The 23,963-nt window shown below is 59.5% G+C and carries 24 protein-coding genes and 3 pseudogenes; 17 read left to right on the top strand and 10 right to left on the bottom strand.

What is annotated here, in order from left to right:
- Positions 1 to 42 precede the first annotated feature (42 nt).
- From WGT02_RS35455 to WGT02_RS35405, 11 genes are all read left to right on the top strand, one after another.
- Entirely contained in the window at positions 43 to 357 is a 315-nt protein-coding gene (locus WGT02_RS35455; RefSeq protein ID WP_208245337.1) for a (2Fe-2S)-binding protein, read from the top strand.
- On the top strand, positions 354 to 1,739 hold the full coding sequence (locus WGT02_RS35450) for an NAD(P)/FAD-dependent oxidoreductase (RefSeq protein WP_208245339.1): 1,386 nt from the start codon (positions 354 to 356) through the stop codon (positions 1,737 to 1,739). Before WGT02_RS35455 ends, WGT02_RS35450 begins: the two co-directional genes overlap by 4 nt.
- Positions 1,726 to 2,880 carry an FAD-binding oxidoreductase gene (locus WGT02_RS35445; RefSeq protein WP_208245341.1) on the top strand — a complete coding sequence of 385 codons (1,155 nt, stop codon included), beginning with the start codon at positions 1,726 to 1,728 and terminating at the stop codon, positions 2,878 to 2,880. The genes WGT02_RS35450 and WGT02_RS35445 overlap by 14 nt, the downstream gene beginning before the upstream one ends.
- Before the next feature lie 33 nt (positions 2,881 to 2,913).
- Positions 2,914 to 3,099 (top strand): hypothetical protein, encoded by a 186-nt coding sequence (locus WGT02_RS35440; RefSeq protein ID WP_225040480.1) that lies wholly within the window; start codon positions 2,914 to 2,916, stop codon positions 3,097 to 3,099.
- A 41-nt stretch (positions 3,100 to 3,140) separates the two neighbouring features.
- The gene (locus WGT02_RS35435) at positions 3,141 to 3,782 is read left to right on the top strand and encodes an ABC transporter substrate-binding protein (RefSeq protein WP_263623174.1); all 642 of its coding nucleotides are present in this window, start codon (positions 3,141 to 3,143) and stop codon (positions 3,780 to 3,782) included.
- A gap of 55 nt (positions 3,783 to 3,837) precedes the next feature.
- The gene (locus WGT02_RS35430) at positions 3,838 to 4,614 is read left to right on the top strand and encodes an amino acid ABC transporter ATP-binding protein (RefSeq protein ID WP_208245342.1); all 777 of its coding nucleotides are present in this window, start codon (positions 3,838 to 3,840) and stop codon (positions 4,612 to 4,614) included.
- On the top strand, positions 4,611 to 5,258 hold the full coding sequence (locus WGT02_RS35425) for an amino acid ABC transporter permease (protein WP_024315576.1): 648 nt from the start codon (positions 4,611 to 4,613) through the stop codon (positions 5,256 to 5,258). Before WGT02_RS35430 ends, WGT02_RS35425 begins: the two co-directional genes overlap by 4 nt.
- A 1-nt stretch (position 5,259) precedes the next feature.
- Entirely contained in the window at positions 5,260 to 5,976 is a 717-nt protein-coding gene (locus WGT02_RS35420; protein ID WP_024315577.1) for an amino acid ABC transporter permease, read from the top strand.
- 19 nt (positions 5,977 to 5,995) lie between these two features.
- Positions 5,996 to 6,991: a dihydroxyacetone kinase subunit DhaK gene (locus WGT02_RS35415; RefSeq protein WP_208245345.1), complete on the top strand. Its 996-nt coding sequence runs from the start codon at positions 5,996 to 5,998 to the stop codon at positions 6,989 to 6,991.
- Between the two features lie 62 nt (positions 6,992 to 7,053).
- Positions 7,054 to 7,608, top strand: a complete 555-nt coding sequence (locus WGT02_RS35410; protein ID WP_208245347.1) for a DAK2 domain-containing protein — start codon at positions 7,054 to 7,056, stop codon at positions 7,606 to 7,608.
- A 910-nt stretch (positions 7,609 to 8,518) separates the two neighbouring features.
- The gene (locus tag WGT02_RS35405) at positions 8,519 to 8,764 is read left to right on the top strand and encodes a hypothetical protein (RefSeq protein WP_024315579.1); all 246 of its coding nucleotides are present in this window, start codon (positions 8,519 to 8,521) and stop codon (positions 8,762 to 8,764) included.
- Between the two features lie 334 nt (positions 8,765 to 9,098).
- On the opposite strand, the gene WGT02_RS35400 is transcribed toward WGT02_RS35405, so the two are convergent.
- From WGT02_RS35400 to WGT02_RS35385, 4 genes are read right to left on the bottom strand one after another with little or no spacing between them, the layout of a single operon-like run.
- A complete protein-coding gene (locus WGT02_RS35400) occupies positions 9,099 to 9,683 on the bottom strand; it encodes a plasmid pRiA4b ORF-3 family protein (RefSeq protein ID WP_208245634.1) in 585 nt (194 codons plus the stop codon).
- Between the two features lie 2 nt (positions 9,684 to 9,685).
- On the bottom strand, positions 9,686 to 11,344 hold the full coding sequence (locus WGT02_RS35395) for an IS66 family transposase (protein WP_208245348.1): 1,659 nt from the start codon (positions 11,342 to 11,344) through the stop codon (positions 9,686 to 9,688).
- A gap of 45 nt (positions 11,345 to 11,389) precedes the next feature.
- Positions 11,390 to 11,743 carry an IS66 family insertion sequence element accessory protein TnpB gene (tnpB, locus tag WGT02_RS35390; RefSeq protein ID WP_208245196.1) on the bottom strand — a complete coding sequence of 118 codons (354 nt, stop codon included), beginning with the start codon at positions 11,741 to 11,743 and terminating at the stop codon, positions 11,390 to 11,392.
- Positions 11,740 to 12,201, bottom strand: a complete 462-nt coding sequence (locus WGT02_RS35385) for a transposase (protein WP_375678551.1) — start codon at positions 12,199 to 12,201, stop codon at positions 11,740 to 11,742. Before WGT02_RS35385 ends, tnpB begins: the two co-directional genes overlap by 4 nt.
- Before the next feature lie 299 nt (positions 12,202 to 12,500).
- On the opposite strand from WGT02_RS35385, the gene WGT02_RS35380 reads away from it, so the two are divergent.
- Positions 12,501 to 13,310: a transglutaminase family protein gene (locus WGT02_RS35380; RefSeq protein WP_208245349.1), complete on the top strand. Its 810-nt coding sequence runs from the start codon at positions 12,501 to 12,503 to the stop codon at positions 13,308 to 13,310.
- Between the two features lie 393 nt (positions 13,311 to 13,703).
- Here WGT02_RS35380 and WGT02_RS35375 read toward each other — a convergent pair whose 3' ends face one another.
- From WGT02_RS35375 to WGT02_RS35365, 3 genes are all read right to left on the bottom strand, one after another.
- Complete coding sequence (locus tag WGT02_RS35375) at positions 13,704 to 14,021, bottom strand: hypothetical protein (RefSeq protein ID WP_024315580.1); 318 nt, start codon at positions 14,019 to 14,021, stop codon at positions 13,704 to 13,706.
- A gap of 167 nt (positions 14,022 to 14,188) precedes the next feature.
- Entirely contained in the window at positions 14,189 to 14,755 is a 567-nt protein-coding gene (locus WGT02_RS35370) for a hypothetical protein (RefSeq protein ID WP_024315581.1), read from the bottom strand.
- A gap of 199 nt (positions 14,756 to 14,954) precedes the next feature.
- Positions 14,955 to 15,305 (bottom strand): hypothetical protein, encoded by a 351-nt coding sequence (locus WGT02_RS35365; RefSeq protein WP_024315582.1) that lies wholly within the window; start codon positions 15,303 to 15,305, stop codon positions 14,955 to 14,957.
- 1,098 nt (positions 15,306 to 16,403) lie between these two features.
- Here WGT02_RS35365 and WGT02_RS35360 point away from each other — a divergent pair.
- Positions 16,404 to 16,606: pseudogene (locus tag WGT02_RS35360) on the top strand (carbohydrate ABC transporter permease); the annotation flags it as partial.
- Positions 16,607 to 16,633: 27 nt separating this feature from the next.
- Here the strand turns inward: WGT02_RS35360 and WGT02_RS35355 are convergent.
- Positions 16,634 to 17,308, bottom strand: coding sequence for an aldolase (locus WGT02_RS35355; protein ID WP_024315584.1), 675 nt, complete (start codon positions 17,306 to 17,308; stop codon positions 16,634 to 16,636).
- A gap of 16 nt (positions 17,309 to 17,324) precedes the next feature.
- On the bottom strand, positions 17,325 to 18,323 hold the full coding sequence (locus WGT02_RS35350; protein ID WP_024315585.1) for a LacI family DNA-binding transcriptional regulator: 999 nt from the start codon (positions 18,321 to 18,323) through the stop codon (positions 17,325 to 17,327).
- A 221-nt stretch (positions 18,324 to 18,544) separates the two neighbouring features.
- On the opposite strand from WGT02_RS35350, the gene WGT02_RS35345 reads away from it, so the two are divergent.
- The 4 genes and pseudogenes from WGT02_RS35345 to otnK all read left to right on the top strand — a co-directional run bounded on the left by WGT02_RS35345 (position 18,545) and on the right by otnK (position 22,947).
- The gene (locus tag WGT02_RS35345; protein ID WP_024315586.1) at positions 18,545 to 19,861 is read left to right on the top strand and encodes an MFS transporter; all 1,317 of its coding nucleotides are present in this window, start codon (positions 18,545 to 18,547) and stop codon (positions 19,859 to 19,861) included.
- 81 nt (positions 19,862 to 19,942) lie between these two features.
- The gene (gene ltnD / locus WGT02_RS35340) at positions 19,943 to 20,878 is read left to right on the top strand and encodes an L-threonate dehydrogenase (RefSeq protein ID WP_208245350.1); all 936 of its coding nucleotides are present in this window, start codon (positions 19,943 to 19,945) and stop codon (positions 20,876 to 20,878) included.
- A 12-nt stretch (positions 20,879 to 20,890) separates the two neighbouring features.
- Positions 20,891 to 21,667: a 2-oxo-tetronate isomerase gene (otnI, locus tag WGT02_RS35335; RefSeq protein ID WP_024315588.1), complete on the top strand. Its 777-nt coding sequence runs from the start codon at positions 20,891 to 20,893 to the stop codon at positions 21,665 to 21,667.
- 3 nt (positions 21,668 to 21,670) lie between these two features.
- Positions 21,671 to 22,947 (top strand): annotated as a pseudogene (gene otnK, locus WGT02_RS35330) (3-oxo-tetronate kinase).
- Positions 22,948 to 23,431: 484 nt separating this feature from the next.
- Here the strand turns inward: otnK and WGT02_RS35325 are convergent.
- Positions 23,432 to 23,860 (bottom strand): annotated as a pseudogene (locus tag WGT02_RS35325) (Lrp/AsnC family transcriptional regulator); the annotation flags it as partial.
- Positions 23,861 to 23,963 lie beyond the last annotated feature (103 nt).

Here is a 23,963-nt window from a genome sequence, read left to right as displayed (position 1 = left end):
TATGGATTAATATGGTTGGGCTGACAATGGGGAGGAAGAGGCATGACCTTGGAAAAATGCCGAGAAAAAAGCTTCAAGAGGCTGTGCGCAATTGCTCCGCCCGTCATCGAATTCGCTGTCGATGGCCAATCCGTCATGGCGCGCGCCGGCGAAACGGTACTTGTTGCGCTCAACACCGAGCTTGGGCATGTCCGCAACTTTGAGTTCCACCACGAACGCAGGGCTGGCTTCTGTTTCATGGGAGCCTGCCAAGATTGCTGGCTGTGGAAGACTTCGGGCGAACGTATCCGCGCGTGCACCAGCCTCGTTGAAGCGGGCATGTCGCTATCAACCGTCGCGCCGGAGGTAAGGGCATGAGCGGCGGGGTTCCTATCGTCATCGTCGGTGCAGGCCCGGCAGGTGTAAGCGCTGCCCGCACCTTGGTAGCGGCCGGCCACAAGCCTGTTCTGATCGACGAAGGAGTGTTTCCAGGGGGCCAGATTTTCCGCCGTCCGCCGGCTCCGCTGCGGCGAAGTGACCGGGATCTCTACGGATTCGATGCTGGTCGCGCATGCAGGATGCGCGATCAGTTCGCAGCCATTTTGCCCTCGATTGCCTATCGCGCCGAGACCTTGATCTGGGGTGTCGAACCTGGGGTTCTTCACCTGGCCCGCAGAAACGAGGTGATGCGACAGCCATGGGGACGACTGATCGTTGCGACCGGCGCAATGGATCGAATCGTGCCAATCAACGGGTGGACGGCGCCAGGAGTCTTCACGCTGGGTGGGGCGCAGATCGCCCTGAAGGCCCAAGCCTCGACAATAGGCCACGACGTCATCTTTATGGGCAGCGGGCCGCTCCTTTACCTGGTGGCATACCAGTACGCGCGAGCCGGGGCACGGGTCGTGGCCGTCCTCGAATCCGGCAGGCCGTTGCGACACGTGTCCGCCCTTCCAGGATTGATGGTCGGCGGACGGATCTTTGCCAAAGGCCTGTATTACATGGCCTGGCTTCGCACACACGGCGTTCCCATCAAAACAGACGTCCAACCACTCGAGATCCTCAAAGCCTCAGACGGTCGTGTCGCCGGCTTGCTCTATCGTCAGTCAAAGGCTGAGACCACCTTGTCCTGCGACGCGCTCGCCATTGGCTTTGGGCTGACGTCGGAAACACAACTTGCCGATCTACTCGGGGTCGATTTTCGCTTCGACGAACAGCACCGTCAGTGGCTTCCTGTCACAGACGGGGACGGGCGCAGTTCCGTTGACGGCGTTTATCTCGCCGGCGACGGGCTCGCGATCCGTGGCAGCGAAGTCGCGGCCATGACAGGTGAGCTTGCAGCCCTGGCAGTTTTGGCAGATGCCGGACGGGCGGATGCGTCGCGCGCCGCGCGATTACGCCGCGGTCTCGAGCGAATGGATCGTTTTCGACGGTCTCTCAATAAAGTCTTCCCGTTTCCCCAGCAGCTGGCGGCCGAACTTCCAAACGAGACCGTAATCTGCCGCTGCGAGGGGTTGACAGCTCATGCTTTGCGCGATGCCGTGGCAGCATCGGGAGAGTGCGACATCAATCGCATCAAGGCGTTCACGCGCCTAGGCATGGGTCGTTGCCAAGGGCGCATCTGTGGGCTGGTCGCTGCCGAACTGATCGCCGCCAAAGGATCCGTCCATGTCAGTCAGGCTGGCCGCTTGCGTGGACAGGCGCCGATTAAACCGCTCACGCTTACCACCCTTGCGGGAGGCGCCCATGACGGTATTTGATTTGGCCATCATCGGCGGCGGACTTGCCGGCTGTTCGGCCGCGTTGCACGCGCGTCGGAAGGGAGCCTCCGTCGTTCTGCTCGAACGCGGGCGCTGCGGCGCGCAGGCCAGCGGCGTCAATTACGGAGGCGTACGCCAGCAAGGCCGTCACCCCGCTGAATTGCCGCTGGCCCAACGTAGCCGGAAAATTTGGGGAAGGCTCGCCGAACTTGTCGGAAGCGACTGCGAGTTTGCTGTCACGGGCCATCTCAAGCTTGCGCGGAGCGACCCTGATATGGCTGAGCTGGTCGCCCATCAAGAGATCGCCCGCCAGCATGGCCTGACGCTCGATGTTCTCGAGCGTGCGGACTTGCGCCGCCGCTACCCCTATCTCGGCGAAGGATTTGTCGGCGGCTCGCTTTGTGCCGAAGACGGTCAGGCCAATCCCCGGCTTGTCACGCCCGCTTTCGCGCGCACCGCAAAGCGTTTTGGCGCCGTGATCCGTGAGGGATGCACGATCGAGCGCGCAGCGGCCTCGCACACGGGTTTTGCACTCTTCATTGCTGGCGACACCACGCCCGTTCATGCGCGCCGGCTGGTCAACACCGCAGGCGCATGGGGGGCGCGCGTCGCAGAATGGTTCGGAGACACCGTGCGCGAAGATGTGATGGCGCCAAACATGTGTGTCACCGAACCGATAGCACCGCTAATCGGCCCGAACCTCGGCATCTGCGGCGGCGGCATGTATATCAGGCAGGCGAGGGGACACGGGAGCGTGATCTTCGGCTCAGGACTCGGCGTCGCCGATCGTGACACTCTGCGCGCCCGACCGCTTGCTGATGTCACGATGGATGCGGCAAAGGCAGCGATCGAGATGGTTCCAGCCCTCGCCAACGTCCTGTTGGTTCGCAGTTGGACCGGTATTGAGGGGCGCATGTCGGACGGACTGCCTGTGGTGGGATCAAGCCCGACCACATCCAACCTCTTTCACGCTTTCGGATTCTCCGGGCACGGGTTCCAGCTTGGGCCTGCGGTCGGCGCAGTGCTCGCGGAACTGTGTCTCGACGGCGGTTCTCCAACCTCACTCGAAGGCCTCTCCATGACCCGCTTCATCAGGCGGCCCACCAATCCGGCAGCACGTGCTGCTGCCGGTCAAACCTGATCAACCTCAAAACAAGGAAAGGGAACAACGATCATGCAGCCTTTAACGATGACCGGAATGACGGCTGGCGCCTTGGCACTCCTGGTGGCGCTCAGCGCCCCACCGGCGAGTGCGGCGGATAATGCTGCCTACAATCTTGTCGAACCAGGGATCCTGTCGGTCGCGATAACCGGTGACATGCCGGGACTTGTCGCCCGGGATGGCAAGCTCGTCGGATAATCGCCGCCGATCGCCTTGGCCTTACCGTCAAGCCCGTCCCGATGGAATGGTCGGGGGCAATTGCAGCTGTCCAAACTGGCCGCGTCGATATCATTGGCGGCAACGTCGCCTGGACCGAGCAGCGGGCGAACACGCTCTCGCTCACCGACCCCACCGGCTACTTCCAGAACGGCATCACGTCGAAGACGGAGAACGGCTGGCATACGCTCACAAACCTCGAAGGCAAGACGGTCGGTTCAATGACCGGCTTTTCGTTTCTGCCGGAGTTGCGGCGCATCTCGGGTGTTGAACTGTCGCTCTATGACAGCTCGGATGCAGCATTGCGCGATCTTGTTGCAGGGCGCATTCAGGCCCTTGTCGGCGATCCACCCGTCATCGACTATGCGATTTCGAAGAACCCCGCCTGGGGCCTCGCCAATCTGCCTTTCACCGACAACAAGTCGGATTTCCCCCTGCTGACCGGCGTCGGCCGCCAGTACGTTTTCGGCCTCTCCAAGGAAAACAAGACACTTGCCGACGCAATCAGTGCAGAGATCCGCAAGCTCTGGACCGCCTGCGAGGTCAAGGCGATCGGCAGCAGATACGGCAACGTCAGCGCGGCGAATTATACACCTTCGGCGCAAAACTTCCGCGCTGGTGTCGATCGACCAGTCGACTGGAAACCGCCCGTCTGCAGCCAATAATCGGTCCCCTGCGACCGGCGCGCCGGTCGCATCTTTCTTTCACGTGGAGGCACCCATGCCTGGCGACATACTTTTGACTGTCGACAAGCTCAACAAATCCTATGGCCAGCTGGCTGTACTCAAAAATGTTTCGTTTTCCCTTCGGCGCGGAGAGCGCATAGCCCTGATCGGTCCCAGCGGATCTGGGAAATCAACTTGCCTCAGGGCGATCAACTTTCTCGATCCTCCGACCAGTGGCGAGATCAGGATCGACGGTCGACTGATCGGTCAACAACCCAATGGCCGGCGGATGACCGATGCGGAACTGGCACCGCAGCGCGCTGACATAGGCATGGTGTTTCAACACTTCCACCTCTGGCCGCATCTGAATGTCAGGGCGAACGTTGCTCTTCAACCCAGGAAGGTGCGCGGCCTTCCGGCTGCCGCGGCAACAGAGCTCGCCGAGGAACTGCTCGCCAAGGTTCATCTCGGCCACAAGGCCGGCGAAATGCCCTCGCGGCTCTCTGGCGGGCAACAACAACGAGTCGCGATTGCCCGCGCACTCGCGCAACGTCCAAAGCTTCTGCTTTTCGACGAGCCTACGTCAGCACTTGACCCCGAACTTGTCTGGGAGGTGTTGAACGTCATCAAGGAACTCGCCAGCGAAGGGCGATCGATGGTGCTCGTCACCCATGAGATCGCCTTTGCACGCGAGGTCGCCGACCGGATCCTGTTTATGGACGCTGGTCGCATCGTTGAAGAGGGTCCGGCCCGCCAGATTCTCGATCGGCCTCAGGAGCCCAGGCTCAGGCAATTTCTGTCCAGTCTGTCCTCGCGGGGAGCGTGCTCATGAACGAGGTGTTGCTGAACAGAATAATCGACGCGCTGCTCACCGGAGCAATCGTCACTGTCGAAGTCAGCGTTGGTGCGCTTGCCGTGGCGCTCGTGATCGGTTTGACGCTTGCCACGATCGAGCACCTTACTGTCAATCGTGCAATCAGCTTCCTCATTCGATCCTATGTCGAGTCACTGAGAAACGTGCCTAGCCTGACATTCCTGTTCCTCCTCTATTTTGGGCTGGCGGCGGTCGGCGTGCGCCTGTCATCGATGACCGCCGCTGTCATAGGCCTCGGGCTGATCGGCGGCGCTGTCGTCATTGACATATTTAGGGCTGGCTTCCGATCGGTTCCGAAAGGACAGAACGAGGCTGCCGCAGCAATCGGCCTGAGGCCCCTGGCCGCCTTCCGCCTCGTCATTCTGCCCCAGGGCCTGCGCCTCGCACTGCCGCCGCTTGGCAATTACGCCGTCGGTCTCGTGAAGGACACGTCTCTTGTTGCCGCGATCGCCGCGCCCGAAGTGATGTTCAATGCGCGCCAGATCGTAAACGAGACTTTCGCGACCGCCTGGGTCTATGGCGCCGCAGCAGTTCTCTATCTCGCACTAACTTTCGTTGTTGGCCAGGCCTTCATCCTGGTCGAGCGTCGGCTGGAGTATTGATATGGGTTTCCTTCGGACAATCATCGCCAATCTCGTAGATTGGGGCCCGAGACTAGTCGACGCTTTGGGGGTGAGTCTTGCGCTGACATGTGCTGGATTCGGTCTCGCCTTCGCACTCGGGCTGGTGCTGCAATATCTCCGGTCGCGCCATTCTGTTGTCGTTCGGGCCGCTGCTGGAACCTATGTCATCGCGGCACGCGGCGTTCCTATCCTTGTCATTCTTTATCTGATCTACTTCGGCTTGCCGGGTACAGGCATCGTCCTGTCGGCCTTTGCTGCAGGATCTCTCGGACTGGCGCTCGTCTACGGCGCATATCTGTCCGAGGTGTTCAGAGCGGGTTTGAACGCGATCCCGCCAGGGCAGCGTGAGGCGGCGCTCGCCGCCGGGCTGACGCCCGCCCAGACGTTCCGTCTTATCCTGCTGCCCCAAGCGATCCGGCATATGCTCGCACCCTTGCTGATCAACCTTGTCTCGCTGCTGAAAGACAGTTCGATCTGCGCGCTGATTGCGGTGCCCGAGCTGACACTGACCTCGCGAGCGATCATGTCGGAGAGTTTTTTGCCGCTCCACGTGTTTGCGCTGACGGCGGGTCTGTATTTCGCAATGGCATGGCCGGCCTCGCTTGCCGTCAGGTTCGTCGAACGACGGCTTGCACGCGGTGTGAAGTCATCAAGACCCATCGCTGCGTCAAACGCACTGTTGGCGCAGCCCACCTGAGCACCTAAGGGAGACTCTATTGAAGAAGTTGATGAATAGCCCTTCGACCTACGTCGATGACAGCCTTTCGGGTTTGACATTTGCCTATCCCGACCTCGTTCGGGCGGGCAAGGCCGGCCGCACGATCGTCCGCCGTGGCGGCGCCAGGAACGGTAAGGTCGGAATCGTAACGGGCGGCGGCTCTGGCCATCTACCTTTGTTCTGCGGCTACGTCGGTCCGGGGCTGCTGGATGCCTGTGCGGTTGGTAACGTCTTTGAGGGGCCGACGTTGCAATCCTGCCTCGACGCTATCGATATGGCGGATGCAGGGGCCGGCGTTCTGCTTCTCTACGGCAATTATGGTGGCGATCGGATGAATTTCGACATGGCATCGAAGATGACCCGGGTGGAGCAGGTGCGCACTGTCCTTGGGATTGACGATATCGCGAGCGCGGGACCGCATGAGCGTCACAAGCGCCGTGGCGTGGCCGGACTTACCCTCGTCTTTAAGTCCGCAGGCGCCGCTGCGGAACGCGGAGCCCCGCTGGAGGAGGTCACACGGATCGCACAAAAGACCGTCGAGCGGACACATTCGATAGGCATTGCCTGGGCCGGATGCAGGCTGCCCTCCGCAGATGAACCGCTTGTCGATATCAGCGACGGTGACGTCGAATTGGGGATCGGCATTCACGGTGAACCAGGAATTTGGCGAAGACCAATGGCGCCAGTTGATGCGTTGGTCGCGGAGATGGTTGAGAGGCTCCTGGAAGACCGCTTGCCTGAAAGCGATGGCAACAAAGTCGTCTTGATGGTCAACAATCTCGGTGCCACGCCGGTAGACGAGCTCTTTATCGCCTATCGACGTGCTCACGAGGTGCTAACAGCAAACGACATCTCGATTGCGCGGTCGTTCGTCGGGTCTTTCGCCACATCGATGGAGATGGCCGGCATGTCGATTAGCGTCTGCTTCATCGATGATGAGATCGAACCTCTGTTTTCGGCGCCCGCCTGTTCACCATTCTGGAGCATTCAATGAGATCTCTAACCTACCAAGACGTGATCACCGCCGCAAACCGTAGTGCGATCGCGGCACGAGCGATGGAAGCCGAGCTCAACGCAGCCGACAGTCGTCTGGGTGATGGTGACACCGGCACGATGCTCGCACGCTTACTATCGACCATCGAAGCCGCTGACTTGGATAAGGAGAACCTTGGAGACACATTCGCAGCTATGGCCATGGCTGCGGCGGAGAGCACCGGTTCAAGTCTTGGAACCCTTATCAGTGCGGCGCTGTTTTCGATGAGCAGATCTTGCGGAAGTCGTTCGGAACTCCCGCTCGTCGAACTGTCGGCATTGCTGAAAACAGCCAGGGACGAGATGCTGTCACTTGGTCGTTCGCAGCTGGGTGACAAAACAATCATCGACGGTTTGCATGCGGTAGCGATGGCTATCGAAGGGCGGACCACGCAGGACGAGCTTGCGCTGGCTGCAGATGAAGCGGCCAAACACGCAATCCGAGAGTTCAAAGGAAAGCCCTGCAGGGTCGGCCGCGCCCGCATCTGGACCGAGCAGAGCACGAAGCTTGATGATCCAGGCATGGTAGCTCTGGCAGGCATAGTGCGAGCGATTGGGACACCACACTCGGACCCGTGACCGCCTCCTGAAATGCCTATTGTGTGCAAGTGAACGAAACGTCGGCCGACGCCGAAACTATTTTAGTGTCGCACGAGCGGACGACACAGGGATCGGTGTCGAGGATTAAGGCCGAACGACATAGGACATAAAGCGAGCGCGAGCCAAGCCCTTGCATCAACTCGCCATCCATCGCGTCAAAAGCTTATCGCCCCGCCAGACGGGGACGCGCATTGTCTTGGCGGCTTTCAAACGCCGGATTTCGGTTTGGCCGTATTCGCTCCCGTGAGGGAAATGCCGCTTGAGCGCCATATAGTTCTTCTTGTTGCACCGCTCGCACTTAAAGCGAGAAGGGGCCCGATCCAGCGTGGTCTTTCCGGGAAGCTCCAGACGTCCTTGGCCAGGTAGCGGTCACCCGGCAAGAGTTACAGGTGACGACCAACAGCTGGCCTGCTCGTCGGAATTTCCGTTCATCTGATTGAAGGCCACGATGATCTTGTGAATCTTCATGGCATCTATGACGCTCGCGACCTCGGATTAGCTTCGAACACGAAAAACAGAGCACTCGGACCATCGGAATGGCCGGCTGCTGACGCTGTCGAGGTTTGCGTTGAAGTCGGGTCCGACGAGAGCCCCCGATCACAACTTGATCGGATCGAATTGGCCCTGGCAATAGCGTTGGGCGAGCCGGCATTGCCCGAATGGGCGAGGTTCGGCGTGAGGCTTGCGCCGATCAGCAAAAAGCACCAGCGACAGGAAGTGCGCGGAACTGAGGCGTTCTCAGCTGGATGAAACTGCACAAATCTGTGCTTTGGCGCACGAAGCCATTGGCCCCGTCAAGACAATAGGGACACACTTCTTTGCCTGTGCTATCCTCATCCTCCTCATATGCGCGCATTCGGTTGTATTGCGAGCGCATTGGATCATGAACATGGTTGAATTCGACTATACGACTGGAGCCGGACTTTACGCTGGCAAGAAGCTCCGTGGCGTCAGTGCTCCCCGTTACAGGCGGTTTGAAACCGCAGCAGAAGCCCTACGCTTCGCCATCGAGCAAATGCCAATACGACAACTGCGCGGGTCTGTGCTGGAAGTGGACGAGGCGCGTTTCGACGATAGGCAGATCCGCATGCTTTATGACGATCCCGGCTATCCGCTGAGGCGCCGGGGCGAATGACCAGAAGCCGTGGCGGCCGTGCGCTGTGAAACCTCAGGGAAGAATGCAAAGAGGCAGGTGGCTTTCGGTTAGCGTCGGCTGACGTGCCCTTTGCGACAGTTCGAACAGACACTTTGACTTGCAGTCTGGATCTCATTCCGCAACCGGGTCGCGTCGGCTGGATTCACGCGTTTTTGAAACCTGCGTCGTGTCGATCGACACCGCCACTAAGTCGTCCGAGCCGCGTGTCGAAATGTATGCATCCGAGCAATCACGCGGGATGAAGGCTCGCGCGTGAACTTCAGCCGGGTTATGATCGAGTGATACGGTTCAAGTTGGGTCCTTTTGCATGCCTTCAGATTTTTCGGCGCGCTCTTCGGGCCCATTTGGCAGCCAGATCGTCGACGGCTTTGTTGAGTTGGCTGAGGTTGGCATTGCCAGGATCGTAATCGCTGCCGCCCCACCATTCGACGAGTTCGGCATGTCGCTCGTGTGCCGGATCGACAAGCGCCTCGCGGAACTCCTGATACCCCCATGGGCCACCGACGTCCTCGGGTGGGCAGTGTCCTGCCGCTTCGAGGAGCATCGGGCCTTCCGTGCCGATTGCCGGGAAGGTGCGCTCGATCTTGATGCTGTGCGTCCAGCCGTCGCCAAAGTCGTAAAGGTATTTGAACGATTTCGCGCCGGTGTCCTGGACTGCCGACAGCAGCGAGACTTTGCGAGCGTCGATGGGACCATCCCCCCATTCCTCGTCAGGCAATCCAAAACCGACGTCACGCATGCGGAATTCATAAAGATGGCTGTTGGTCCAGCCCATCGCCGCCTGCAACACCTCGTGCAGCCGACTGAGCCTGATACGGAATGGCACGACAACACGCCGCATCACCATTGGATCGACTTGATCGAGGGTGACCTTCAGGCGGACGACGGAGGCAGCCATCTTCAGGCCGCCAGCATATGAGCTGTCGCCGACGCACTTTTCCAGTTCCATGGAAGCAGTTCGTGCAGGCGAGAGGCGGGAAGATCAGCGATGCGGGCCAGGACGTCGGCGAGCCAGGCTTTCGGGTCGATGTCGTTGAGGCGGCAGGTCGTAATGAGCGTCAGCATGACGGCGGCACGATCGGCCCCGCGCGGGGAACCGGCGAAGGTCCAATTCCGCCTTCCCAATGCAATACCTCTCAGCGCGCGCTCGGCGGCATTATTCGTGAGACAAACTCTTCCGTCTTCGAGGAAGCGGGCAAAACCATCCCAACGTTTCAGCATGTAGTCCATGGCTTTGATGAGGTCGGAGGATCTGCTGAGCGCGGCACGTTCGCGTTTCAGCCACTCGTGCATGTCGTCGAACAGAGGCTTGCTCTTTTCCTGCCGCACGGCCAGTCGTTCTGCTGCACTCAAGCCGTTGATCTGTCGTTCGATTTCAAACAGGGCGTCAAATCGTTTGACCGCCTCCAGCGCGATCGGGGAGATCGGCCTGCCGTTGCGTTTGCTATCGCGGGCGCTTTTCTCGATATCGGCCAGCTCAAAGAATTTCCGCCGCGCATGGGCATGGCAAAAAGCAAACGTGATCGGCACTTCTTTCTTTTCGGCAACCGATATCGGTTCGAACCCGTTGTAACAATCCGTCTGTAGAATGCCGCCATATCCGGCCAGATGTTTTTGCGGATGCTCGCCCCGACGGTCGCTTGAAGCATAGTAGATCGCCGCCGGCGCGGCCCCGCCGCCATAGGGCCTATCATCACACACGTAGGTCCATATGCGCCCGGTCGTGCATTTGCTTTTGGCCCGGATGGGAATGGTGGTGTCGTCGCCAAAAAGCCGCTCAGCCGCAAAGACATGCTTCTCGATCAGATCAACAACCGGCATGAGAGCGGATGTTCCAAAACCAACCTGATCGGCTAGCGTCGAAGTCGAAAGATCGATCCCTTCGCATTTGAACCGGGTGCTCTGGCGGTTGAGCGGGCTGTGCATGCCGAACTTGTCAAACAGGATCGTCGTCAGGAGATGAGGGCCGATAAAGCCGCGCGGCGTGGCATGGAAAGGCGCTGGCGGCTGGCTGATCGCCTCACAATCACGGCAAGAGAACTTTTCCCGCACTGTTTCGATCACTTTGAACCGGCGCGGGATCTCTTCCAGCGTTTCGGTGACGTCCTCACCCAGTTTAGACAGGCGCGAGCCACCGCAGCATACACAATTGATCGGAGGATCGATCACCACGCGCTCGCGCTCGATATCCTCCGGCCAGGGCTTTCGCACCGGCCGTTTGCGCACAAACGGACGCACGGACGAGGTCCGGGCGGCGGCAGCCTGCGCTGCAATCTCATCTTCCGTAGCTGCCGTGACCAGTTCCTCAAGCTGCAATTCCAACTGGTCGATCAGGCGCGCCGTGCGCTCGCTGCTCTGACCGCGCAGTTCGCGCTTGAGCTTGTCGATCCTCAATTCAAGACTGGCGATCAGGGCGTCGCGGTCGGACAGCAGGGCTTGCGCATTAGCAGCTTCGGCAACCGCCACATCACGTTCAGCCTGCAATACCTCGCGCTCGGCCAGCAGCGCCATATAGGCGCCGGCAAGGTCCGCAGGAAGATCGTCAGGCTTCACAGTCATGAAGTCATTCGATCAGATTCTCACTGTATTTTCAATGGAATAATGCTATCCAACCCTCGTTGGACGCCATGTTTCCTGCGGATGGCGCCAGTCTATGCCAGACAGGAGATAGCTGAGCTGTGCAGGTGATATTGCAACCGCACCACCTTCGGCAGAAGGCCATATGAACTTCCCGCGTTCCAATCTTTTTGTGAACAAGCAACTGCCCTGGCCGTCATGCCAAACCAATTTTATCAGGTCACCGCGCCGGCCCCTGAAGCAAAACAAATGACCGCCGAGCGGGTCATGCTTCAAGACCTCCTGCACCCGAAGCGCCAGAGAGGGAAAGCCACAGCGCATGTCCGTATACCCCGTCGAAAGCCAGACTTTGACCCCTGTTCCCATCGGAAACGGGTTCATCGCAATGTCTCCAGTCCTCGGACAATCCGCAGCAGAGCCTCAACGTCGACATCGCGGTCCACGATCACACGGCGGCCGTTCGCGCTCAGCACCTCCATAAGGCCACTTTGTGCCATAAGGCCACTTTGTGCCATCGAAGGCTTGGTCGCAGCGACCGGGATGCCTGGCTCCGGAACCAACAGGGCAGGAATAAACCCCTCAATGCCACGGCCACTGCCAAGCCGTCCCTCACGTGCTGCCTTACGCCAATCGTTCAACTGAAAGCGCGTGATGCCATGTCGCCGTGCCGTTGCCGTGACCTGCTGGGGAGCGGAATAACTCTCCGCAACGATCGCAAGTTTGGCCTCGTTACTGAAACGGCGACGCCGCCCACTGTCGACAATCTCCATCCGGCTGACTTGCGGCCGGCCCTCTATCGTTACGTCCATCGCTATTACACCGTCTATATTGACGTCCATATAGACAGATCATCCAATTCCGCTCACTTCTCAGCAAGGCGGCCTCCCCCGGATGCATACGTCGAAATTGGGGATCCGCCTTGATTATCAGCGCAGATTCCCCTCGTTGAGATAGACACGCATGCCCTCAGCTTTCCCTTCACCTAAGATGTCACCGAAGCCGTTAACTTAAAGCAGGACCCGTTGGCGGCAAGTCGATTTCGACAGCATGAACGTGCAAACACCGGTGAGCGGAACGGCTCCCCATATCCGTGCGTTCACTATCTTGATGATCGCTCATGCCAAAGGACCAGTGCCACATGAAGATTCGCGCAGGCTTTCATCTGGGCTACGAATGCGAACACGAAACGCCGATGCTTCTTGTGCTCAACATCCATCCCTCCCGACGCGTCGATCTTCTGACTGAACAGGTTTTAAGTTTCGACCGTACCATCGAAGCGTGGGGCTATAACGATGTTTTCGGCAATGCATGCAGCAGAATCGTTGCGCCTCCTGGTATGACGACTATCTCCACGTCGTTTGAAATCTATGACAGCGGTTTTCCCGATCCTGTTCCCGAAGACGCGATCCAGCACGATATCAACCATCTGCCCGACGACGTGCTCGTCTACCTACTCGGCAGCCGCTATTGCGATACCGATCGCCTTGCGGATTTCGCCTGGAAGACATTTTCCGACACGCCGCTCGGCTGGCCGCGCGTGCAGGCGATTCTCGATTTCACGCATAACCGGATTGCCTTCGACTATATGAAGGCTGACCCGCTCAGAACGGCCTTCGGCGGGTTCACGGACCGGACCGGTGTCTGCCGCGACTTCGCCCACCTCGCCATCGCACTGTGCCGCTGCATGAACATTCCGGCGCGCTACTGCACAGGGTATCTGGGCGACATAGGTGTGTCGAAAGATCCTAATCCAATGGATTTCAGTGCATGGTTCGAAGTCTATTTGAGCGGACGATGGTATACGGTCGATGCTCGCCACAACAGGCCCCGCATCGGACGAATCCTGATGGCCACGGGGCGTGATGCAACGGACGTGGCATTGTCGACGGCGTTCGGCCCTGCAATCCTGAAACGCTTCGAAATCATCACGGATGAAATCTCTACCTGAACGATCCAACGAGGGTGATCAACCCTGAACGCGGGGGCCGTCTGCGTGAGCAACACAGGCTGGATTTCCCTCACGGATGGCTGGAGGCCCCAATGATTTCCGTGCAGCTGACGCCGCAGGTGATATGATCTTTCATGACATATTCTCTGAAGGACCTGGTTGTTGTGTGCCGGTAAGTGGCCGCCGACCGGCAGATCATTTTCTGCGCAGGAGCGTCTGATTGATGGGTCACCGGGAGCCCGCCGGAGGGGCGCGAAAGGCTGTTGGAGCTGACCGAGGATCTGGGCAACCATCGTTTCCACCAAGATCGGATCCAGGCGTCACCAGGCTGTAGCGCTGAGCCTGCCGTTCCGGTCCCGCCTGCGCTCTCGCCGAGGCGGATTGCGGCGGATCTCAGTCTTTCCCGTCGGCTCCTTCGGCGGCGATCTTTTTGCTAAGGTTGTCCCGCGCCACCTCGAGCTCTTCCATAGTCGGAAGCTCGTCGCGCGGCGAGGCATTTTCCTCTACTTCGATGCCGTCAGGCGCTAGCGGTGGCGATTGTTCATCGCCGCCCGCAGCATTGAGTGTTTTAGTATCCAGTGCGGCGCGCGCCGCGGAAGCCTGCGCGACCAGTTCCTGGGCCGAGGGGCTTGCCGCGGGGCGCTTCTCATTGGCGCTGAGATGCGCCCTGTTGGCGGACGAGGCCGGATTGGCGATATTGTCCCTGGTCATGTTCACTCCCTGTTACTCGAACCGTGCCGCGATCCATCAGCCAGCGTCGGCATTCCGCAAAGTGCGGGAGAGACCTGCGTAAGGTGGCGGCTTGAGGTTTCAGCTAGTTTGCCGTGCAGGGAGGGGAGGGGACTGAACCCGTGGTGGCCGACACGCTGGAGCGGACTTTAACGTGCTTTGATGCGCGCCTCGACTAACCTCAATTCGAAGCGGTGATAGCGTTGCCGAGCAACATACCCGGCAAGCTCCTGCTGCGCCAATGACGTCGGTTCACCGCGAAGCGACGCTCCTGCGATTCGAGCCTCTTGTGCGGCGACATTGAGGGCATCATCTGTCAGGTATTTCCGCGTTCGCGTGAGGTCGGCCTGCAATTGATCATTTTCCGAAGAGAGCACCTCCTCAGGTGCAACAGCTTGCGACGTGTGGGCGCCACCTGCTTCTTTAACCGGCGGGATTCGGGTTGTTACAATGCCCTGAATAGCGTGGCGGTTTTCGTTGATCGGTTTGTTTAACAGGGCTTTGCCGGGCAAATAGCCGAAGTGCTTTCTAAGCTCGGCGGATAGGACGGTAGGGTCCTTCACACCTTGTCGAAACAACCTCACCAACAGTTTCGCGGCTACGTCCCTTGGCGTGGTGCTTGAGACTTTGCCGGTGTATTCCGCGTCGGTGAGTATCTTCTGAAGAAACTGCAGATCGACGGACGTCAGATGTTTAACGGGAGTGGCGGAAGACACATTGTCCTCCTTTCGGCCGGGGCGAGGGTTGCAACTCTCCACCAGTAATACCCCGATCAAGACTACTGGATGACGCAGCATGCGCCGTTCGCATACCCAATGCAAACGAATAGGCAATGGAGCAATTGATGCCAGCCGATGCCTTGGAAAGGCGTTCGAGCTTGAGGCGGCGCGGTAGCAAGTGCACCGCCGCGAAGGATCAGCCGGCAGTGCCAAGCGCGATCTGACACGCCTGGGCGAGATCTGCATTAGGCTCTGTGGTGCCGAGTGGTGTCGCCCAACCGGCTTTCTTGACGATGTCTGAGCGGCCGTATGTTCCAGCGGCATTTAACTCTGCCATGATCCGGGCGGAGGCTGGGTCAGTTTTTGCCCGCTCGAGGCAATAGGGCGTCAAGGCGGCGGCGATGGCAGATGTCCGTTCGACACCGGCTGACCTCTTTGCGCTGCTGCCCGTTACCCAACCGCCCCAGGAGAAGCCGACGATGGCAAGAGCAATTGCTCCACACACCGCGCCGGTTAAAGCTGGTTTGAACCATTGAAATTTTTCCACGAGAATTCCGATCTATCGACTGAGAGCCAACCCGATTGGCGGCAATAACAGATCATAACACAATTTTAATAAAACATAAGAATATTAAAAATATTGTATAATTTTCTAATGATTTGAATTTTGTTTAAACTCGAGAATTCAAGCTATGCTTTACGCGCACTCCCTAATCATTTTCGTGAATATGACAAATACTTTCGAGCATTTCTGAAAAGACCTCCTTCCAGGGCTAAAAACTTGCTTCGAGTGAAGGCGGTCAAGGCTGCCCGTTCCATAAAAATGATGAACTGACAGGCATGTGTGCAGCCGCAAAGTTGAAGTGTTCCTGTTTCTGCAATTTGAAATGTCAGCTCCTTGGTTTCGGCGATTTGGAGACGCAGGATGGGATGGGTCTTGATGAGCGAGCGCGAACTCAATCGGATTGCGGTTTTGTCGGAGGTTATGATGGCCGCCGTAGCGTCCGGTCTTGCGGACGACGCAGCGCCTGCGGGCGACCAACTCGAACTCCATCCGGTATGGCGACACGCGAACCCGTGTAAGTTCGCCAGAAGCCGGAGATAAACCTTTTGACGACTGCGACCATCTCGTGAGCCTGTTTTAGTTCGGCTCTGCTGCTGTCTCTTGTTGACCTGCGTCTATCTCGCGCTTGGACGGCGTGCGGACATGGAGAGAGCGGGTCGGTTGGGTTTGGAGCGGGCCGAACGCGAACTCACACTGCATCAGAGAATTCAAGCCCTGCCCAACTGGGGGCATTGGCGCTGGCGTATCTCGGTGAGCGGGACCGCGCGAAGGAATGGGCGGCGCGAACCTTGGCCATCGATCCAGATGACCTCAATGGAATGTATAACATTGCATGTGCCTATCTGCACATGGGTGAACATGAGGCTGCGCTTGATCTGTTGAGAAGGTCATTCCGATAGCCTCCGTGCATCGCTTCTGGTGGAGCACGGACCTGGACCTTGATCCGATCCGGAATCACCCACGTTACAAAAGACTGGTTGAGAGAACCACGCTGGCCTGGCCCCCTTAATCGCAAGCGACCGTAGAGGTCATCACGGTGCCAACGCGCGGCCTTTGGGGTGGCGTCTCCGCGAAAATGCCGTCGTCTATGCGCTCACTTTCATCCAGTCTTGGGCAGATAGGATCGTACCCGTGGTGGTGCTGACGGAACTGGTCCGGTGGACATGTTCGAATGGGGCGCGCTGATGGCGGGCGCGCTGTTTGGCTCGCCGCCGGTGGTGATCCTCCATTCCTTCTTCGTCGATTGTTACGTGTCATCCATGACCGGTGCGGTGAAGGAATGAATGTCCGTTGCGCGGGCAGTCCCGCACTCAATCGTGATGGTCGTCGTGGTCGTGATGAGACGGAAGGTCGAGGCCGAAGGTCTTGATGAGGTCATTTACTTGCGCGGGGCTGAGACAACGGGGGTTGAGGTTGCGCAGCAGCAGATAGAGCTTCGCCGTCTCCTCCAACTCCTCGGTTGCAAAAACCGCCGCCTCCAGGCTGTCGCCGGCGACGACCGGTCCGTGATTGGCCAGAAGTACCGACGAATATTTTCCCGCCAGCCCGCGGATCGCGTCGGCCACCGCCGGATCGCCGGGACGATAATAGGGCACCAGCGCGGTCTCCCCGGCGCGCATCAGATAATAGGGCGTCATCGGGGGCAGGGCGGCGCGCGGATCAATCTCAGGCAGCATGGTCAGTGCCACCGCGTGGGTGGAGTGAAGATGGACAATGGCACGGGCACTGCCGCGCGTGTCGTAGAGGGCAGTATGAAGCGGAATTTCCTTGGTCGGCTTGTCGCCGGACAGGAGCCGGCCTTCTGCATCGAGCCTTGAGATGCGGGCCGGGTCGAGGAAGCCGAGCGAGGCATTGGTCGGCGTGACCAGCCAACCGCCGTCCTCCAGCCGCAGCGATATGTTGCCCGACGAACCGGGCGTCAGTCCGCGCTCGAACAGCGAGCGGCCATAGCGGCAGATTTCCTCACGCAGGCGCGCGTCGGACATGACAGTTCCTCCAGTATTAGGCGGTTGCCCCTTCGATCAGTTCGAAACCGAGATCGACGACTTGGGGTGGCGCATTTGTGACGACAAGCTGTGCGGCCACCTTTCCGGTCGCGACGCGCGGCGTACGGATGGTCGATAGCGGTTGCGGCATTGCCCGACCGATGTCGAGGCCATTGTAGCCGAAAATGGCAAGCTGCGAGGGAATGGAAATCCCACGCGCCAAGCAGTGAAAATAACCGCCAAGCGCCATGTCGTCGTTCGAGAAATAAACTGCATCAAGATCGGGGGTGCGGTCGAGCAACCGTTCCAGCCCCAGCCTGCCGTTCTCCACGGATGATGCCCCCGCGAGAATCTCGCGGTCGGCGAGGGGCGCATCGCCCGCGCCCAGCGTTCCGCAAAAGCCGGAAAACCGTTTGCCGGCGCGGGTGTCACGGTTCAGGTCGTGACCGACATAGCCGATCCGGCGATAGCCCCGCCTTAACAGGAACTCGGCGCTGGCGCGGCCCGCGGCCAGGTTGGAAAAACCGACCGCCAGATCCAGCGCAGCACCGTCGAGATCAAGCAGTTCCACAATCCGGCAACCGCTCGCGCGCAATATCTTGAGGGTGCCGTCAGTGTGCTCGTATCCCGCGAGCATGACTGCTGCCGGTCGCCAGGCGAGCATCGCGGCGGCCAGTGCTTCCTCCCTCTGCGAATCATAGTCTGTGACGGAGAAAACGGCCTGATACCCGCTTTCCTCAAGAATGGCGCTGGCGCCCCGCAGTACATCGGGGAAGACGATGTTGGAAAGCGATGGAATGACGAACGCAACAAGACGCGACCCAGTGGAGGCCAGTGTTCCCGCGATCCGGTTCGGCACATAGCCCAGTCGATCAACCGCCGCCATGACCCGGTCCCGCGTCTTTTCGGAAAACGAACCGTAGTTGCGCAGCACGCGCGACACCGTGCTCTCGCCGACGCCGGCCGCGTCTGCGACCTCGGCAAGTGTTACCGTCGGCTGATGCTTGAATTCCACAGTCATGCTTGAATCCCACTCTGGAGGCTGCCTCAGTGGCGGCGACAACCGTCCATGTCAACATTTCTCACCCTCCTCACTCCAACAAGCAAGTTTTTTTGGCAGCGCTGCCGATTTTCGATTGGCAGCGCTGCCAAAATAAACTAAACAGAATGGCAGCGCTGCCATTTCTGGTCGTCGCACCGCGGAAGGAGATTTGCGGTAACCCTTGGAGGAAAATCATGACGCTGCAAACGCAGGCGCCAGTCAATGGCGTGTACCCCGCTCAGGCGTTGGAAGACCGCGCCTATGGAAAGGTATTCTGGAGAATCGTTCCTTTTTTGATGCTGTGCTACGTGGTCGCCTATCTCGACCGCGTCAATGTCGGCTTCGCGAAGCTGCAGATGTCGAGTGAGCTCGGTCTCTCGGAAGCGGCCTATGGCATCGGCGCAGGTATCTTCTTCGTCGGGTATTTCCTATTTGAAGTGCCCAGCAACGTCATCATGAACAAGATCGGCGCTCGCGTATGGATCGCTCGCATCATGATAACCTGGGGCGTGATCTCCGCCGCCTTCGTGTTCACCTCGTCGGAAACGGTATTCTACGTCCTGCGCTTCCTGCTGGGCATAGCTGAGGCTGGATTTTTTCCCGGGATCATCCTCTATCTGACATCCTGGTATCCGGCGCACCGCCGCGCCAAGGTCGTCACCACCTTCATGTCCGCCATCCCGATCTCGGCTATCGTCGGCAATCCGGTTTCTGGTCTGCTCATGGACGGCTTCCACGGGACGCATGGCCTTTCCGGTTGGCAATGGATGTTTGTGATCGAAGCCATCCCGGCTATCGTTTTCGGCATCGTGACGTTCTTCTACCTGGACGATAAGATCCGGGACGCGAGGTGGCTAAGCGAAGACGAAAGAAATATCCTCGCAGCAAATATCGAAGCGGAGAACCGGGCCAAGGCATCGAGCCCGCATAGCGTTGCCGCAACACTGACCGACCCCCGAGTCTGGCTGATGTGCCTCATCTATTTCTGCTTCGTACTAGGACAATACGGTCTGACTTTCTGGATGCCGACGATCGTGAAAGGAACCGGTGTGACCGGAAACCTCAATATCGGCTTGATTTCCGCAATCCCCTATATCTGCACATTCGTTGTCATGCTGGCGCTTGGGCGCTCCTCCGACAGGTTGCGCGAACGGCGGTGGCATCTTGTCCTGCCCGCCCTGATGGCAGCCGGCGGCTTTGTCGCGGCAACAGCGGCAACAAGCACGACAGTCGCCATTGCTTGCCTCTCGCTGGCCGCCGCAGGCGCCATCAGTTGCGCACCCCTCTTCTGGTCCCTTCCGACAGCCTTTCTGGCCGGCACAGGTGCTGCAGCTGGCATCGCCTGGATCAATTCGGTCGGCAATCTCGCCGGGTTTCTCGGACCGTTTCTGGTGGGCTATCTGAAAGACTTCACCGGCAACAACAGCGCGGGCATGTATTTCTTGGCCGCAACTCTTGTCGTCGGCTCGCTGGCCGTGCTGACCGTGCCCGCAAAAACCGTCAATCGCTAAAACTTTCAAGCTGCCGCCCTCCGGAGGTCTACAGCCGGAGGGGCCAGCCTGCTAACCTTTCGATAAGCTGGAGATTTCGTGATGGCATCGAACTTTGAAAATCTGGGGCAGACGGTGGCTGCCGCGATCGGCCTCGGCTCGATGGGGGCTGGCATGGCCCGGGCGCTGAAGCGCGCGGGCCTCGACGTCGTCGGGTACGACATCGCACCTGCCGCCATCGATCGCTTCGTGGCGGACGGCGGCCGCGGCGCGACCTCGCCCGCCGATGCGGTTCGGGGCGCAGACATCATCGTTTCAGTCGTCGTAAACGGCGCGCAGACCGAGGCCCTGTTGTTTGGTGCCGGGGGTGTCGCAGGCGTAATGAAACCCGGGTCAGTATTCATTTCGTCGGCGACGATGGACCCAGCAGTCGCGCGCAATCTGGCACAACAGGTCGAGTCCCTCGGTTTACACTACCTCGACGCGCCAATTTCCGGCGGCGCGGCGAAAGCATCGAGCGGCCAGCTGACGATCATGGCGTCCGGCTCCAGGCCTGCCTTCGAAGCGGCTCAACCGGCCCTCGACGCTATGGCCGCCAAGGTCTACGAACTTGGCGATGCGGCTGGCACAGGCGCGGCCTTCAAGATGATCAACCAGCTCCTTGCCGGCGTGCACATAGCAGCCGCCTGCGAAGCGATTGCCTTCGCTGCCAAGCAAGGGCTCGATCTCGACAAGGTCTACGAAGTGATCACGGCGTCCGCCGGTAATTCGTGGATGTTTGAAAACCGGATCCCGCATGTTCTGGCGGGAGACTATACGCCGCTCAGCGCCATCGAGATTTTCGTCAAGGATCTCGGCATCGTTCAGGACATGGCCCGTTCGGAACGCTATCCGGTACCGCTCGTAGCGGCTGCGTTGCAGATGTACCTTGCGGCTTCCGGCGCCGGCATGGGGCGCGATGACGATTCATCTCTCGCCCGGCTCTATGCCCAGCTCTCGGGTGCGAAATTGCCCGGCGCAGTCAAAGGGTCGCGATAAAGGATTGTAGGTATGCCCACTTTCGCCGCCAACCTGACGATGATGTTCAACGAGTGGTCGTTCCTCGATCGCTTCGATGCTGCAGCGGATGCCGGATTTGCCGCCGTTGAATATCTTTTTCCCTATGAAGCGTCGCCGGAGGCAATCGCCGAACGGCTAACCCGCAACAAGCTGCAGCAGGCATTGTTCAATCTGCCGCCTGGTGATTGGGCAGCGGGCGAGCGTGGTATCGCGGCTCTTCCCGGGCGCTTCGACGAATTGAAGTCCGACGTGGAACGAGCACTGAACTATGCAGCGGCGACCGGCGTAAAGCGGCTGCATCTGATGGCGGGGCTTGCCGACCCCTCTGACGCAGAGGCCGCATCCTGCTATCGGCGTTCCGTCGCCTACACCGCAGCGCGGCTCGCCGAGAACGGGATAGATCTGTTGATCGAGCCTATCAACGGACGAAACATGCCGGGATACTTCCTCAATCATTTCGGCGCCGCCGAGCGGCTCATCACCGACCTCGGCCTGCCAAACCTGAAACTTCAGTTCGACGTCTATCACCGCCAGATCTTGCATGGCGACGTGACCATGGCGCTGCGCCGCCTGCTGCCGATCACTGGCCATATCCAGGTCGCCAGCGTACCGTCGCGCAGTGAGCCCGACGGGGAAGAGCTCAATTACCCCTATCTGTTCGGAGAAATCGACCGCCTCGATTACCGCGGCTTCGTCGGCTGCGAATACATCCCGCGGGACCGCACGCTTGACGGTCTCGACTGGTTCAAACCTTTTGCACGGAGGTAGCTGATGCCAATCTTGCTTGGGTCGATCGCCGATGACTACACCGGTGCATCCGATCTCGCCAATACGCTGACGAAGAACGGCCTCAGCACGGTGCAGACGGTCGGCATTCCCGATCCGTCTCTGGTACTGCCAGATGTGGACGCGGTCGTCGTCTCCTTAAAGATCCGCTCTGTCGCGGCCGTGGAGAGGCTGCAGCGACGGAGGCTGAAAGATGGCTGCGCGAGCGCGGGGCAGCCCATGTACTTTACAAGATCTGCTCGACATTCGATTCCACCGATGCTGGCAATATCGGTCCGGTCACTGACGCGCTGCGCAAGGCGGCGGGCAATGACGTGGTGTTGGTCACACCGGCCTTTCCGGAAACCGGGCGCACCGTCTATCTCGGCCACCTTTTCGTCGGCGGACAGCCGCTGAACGAAAGCCCGCTCAAAGATCACCCCCTCAATCCGATGCATGACGCCAATCTGGTGCGCGTTATGGCCCGGCAGTCGCGTGGTACGGTCGGTCTTGTCGATCTGGCGACTGTTTCGGCTGGAGCTGGTGCGGTAAAGGCGCGGCTCGAGGCTCTGCGTGCAGAGGGCGCGACTGCTGCGATCGCGGACGCGATCTTCGAACGCGATCTTGAAACGCTCGGGCAGGTGGCGCTGCAGGCACCGGTCTCAACCGGCGCATCGGGCCTAGGCCTTGGTCTCGCCCGCGCCCTCACGCGCTCAGGGCGGGTATCTTCCGCGACCGCAGCCACCGCTGACGTGATTGAGCCGGTCGGTGGTCTTTGCGCAATCGTCTCCGGCAGTTGCTCCAAGGCCACGCTTCGCCAACTCGATGTTGCCGAACGGTCGATGCCCGTTCTGAGGCTGGATCCCGAAAGGCTGCTCGCCGGTCCGGATGCGATCTCCGAGGCGATTTCCTGGGCCGGCGAGCGTATTTGCTCGTCTCCGGTCATTATTGCCGCAAGCAGCACCCCTGAAGTTGTTTCCCGTCTGCAATCGCAATACGGGCGGGAAGCATCAGGTCACGCGATCGAAAAAGCGACCGCGACCATTGCCGCCGAACTGGTGGCACGAGGTGTACGTCGTCTGGTGGTCGCCGGCGGAGAGACCTCCGGTGCGACCGTGGACAGGCTTGGCATTCCAGCCTTCCAGATCGGACCCGAAATTGCCCCGGGCGTGCCGGTCTTGCGAACCGTGGGCAATACGCAGGGCGACATGCTTCTGGCACTGAAATCCGGCAATTTCGGAGGCGAGGAATTCTTCATGGAAGCACTGGCAATCATGCATTGAAGCAGTGCGATAATCGACGTTCTAGCTGTGAGCTTTCAGGAGGGTACTCCGAACGGCCCCGGCCGGGAAAGCTGAAGTTCTCAAAGCTTCAGTCATTCCCGGAGGACCAATTGACATCCACCGCCGGCTTGCTCGTGGTGGGGCGTCGACATCTTTCGAGAGGAAACAAAGCCCCGGCGTCGATATCAGGGATAAGGGCCTCTCTGTCCAAGAGATGGCATGGAATGATCTATGTGGCCTCGGGCGTGAGGCGACGCAAGTTGTCCGGAGAGATCCGGGAATAGGGCTGGCACATTTTGCGTTTACTGCACGGCTCAGGATCATTCCTACATCAATCCGGCTGATATGCCGGTAAGGTTCGTGCGAAACGTGATTTCATGACCGCCTGATCGACGTCCGAACAACGACGCGCCATCGCACGGCGCGGCCGGCGAGTTGCCGATATCTTGGATCGTGCTTCCGCCGCCCCTCTCTGCTTGTCAAAGCTCAGCAGAAGGCTCGTTTCGCTGTTGGCAACGCCATCGATCATGCGCACCTCGCGCAGAACGCGGTCGAAATCCGCAAGGCTCGCCGCCCGGATATTGGCGACGAGATCCCAATTGCCGTTGGTCGTGTGCAACGCGGAAATCTCCGTCAGGCCGCGCAGCTTGCGAATGACCTGCGTCGTCGACTTGCCGACGACCTCGACCATCATCACCGCATGCACCGCGCTCAGATCGTAGTCTTCTCTCACCCGTACGGTAAATCCGAGCAGCGTCCCCGTCTCGATCAAGCGGTCCAGTCGATTCTGCACGGTCCCGCGCGCAACGCCGAGCGCAAGCGAAAGCTTGGTCAACGATGCCCGTCCGTCAGCGCGAAGATGGCCGATGATGCGGCGGTCGAGATCATCCGGCGAATATTTCGCAACATCCATGTTTCCCCTCCAGGCTGATAAATTTAGACAATCTGACTGAACAAATTGTACAATCGACTGCCGGAATTAGCACAGTTTTGCGCTTTCGGCCAACAGTTGGGAA

It is taken from the genome of Rhizobium sp. T1470 (assembly GCF_042140505.1).
Classification (GTDB): domain Bacteria; phylum Pseudomonadota; class Alphaproteobacteria; order Rhizobiales; family Rhizobiaceae; genus Rhizobium; species Rhizobium favelukesii.
This window is presented reverse-complemented; position numbering and strand designations above follow the sequence as displayed.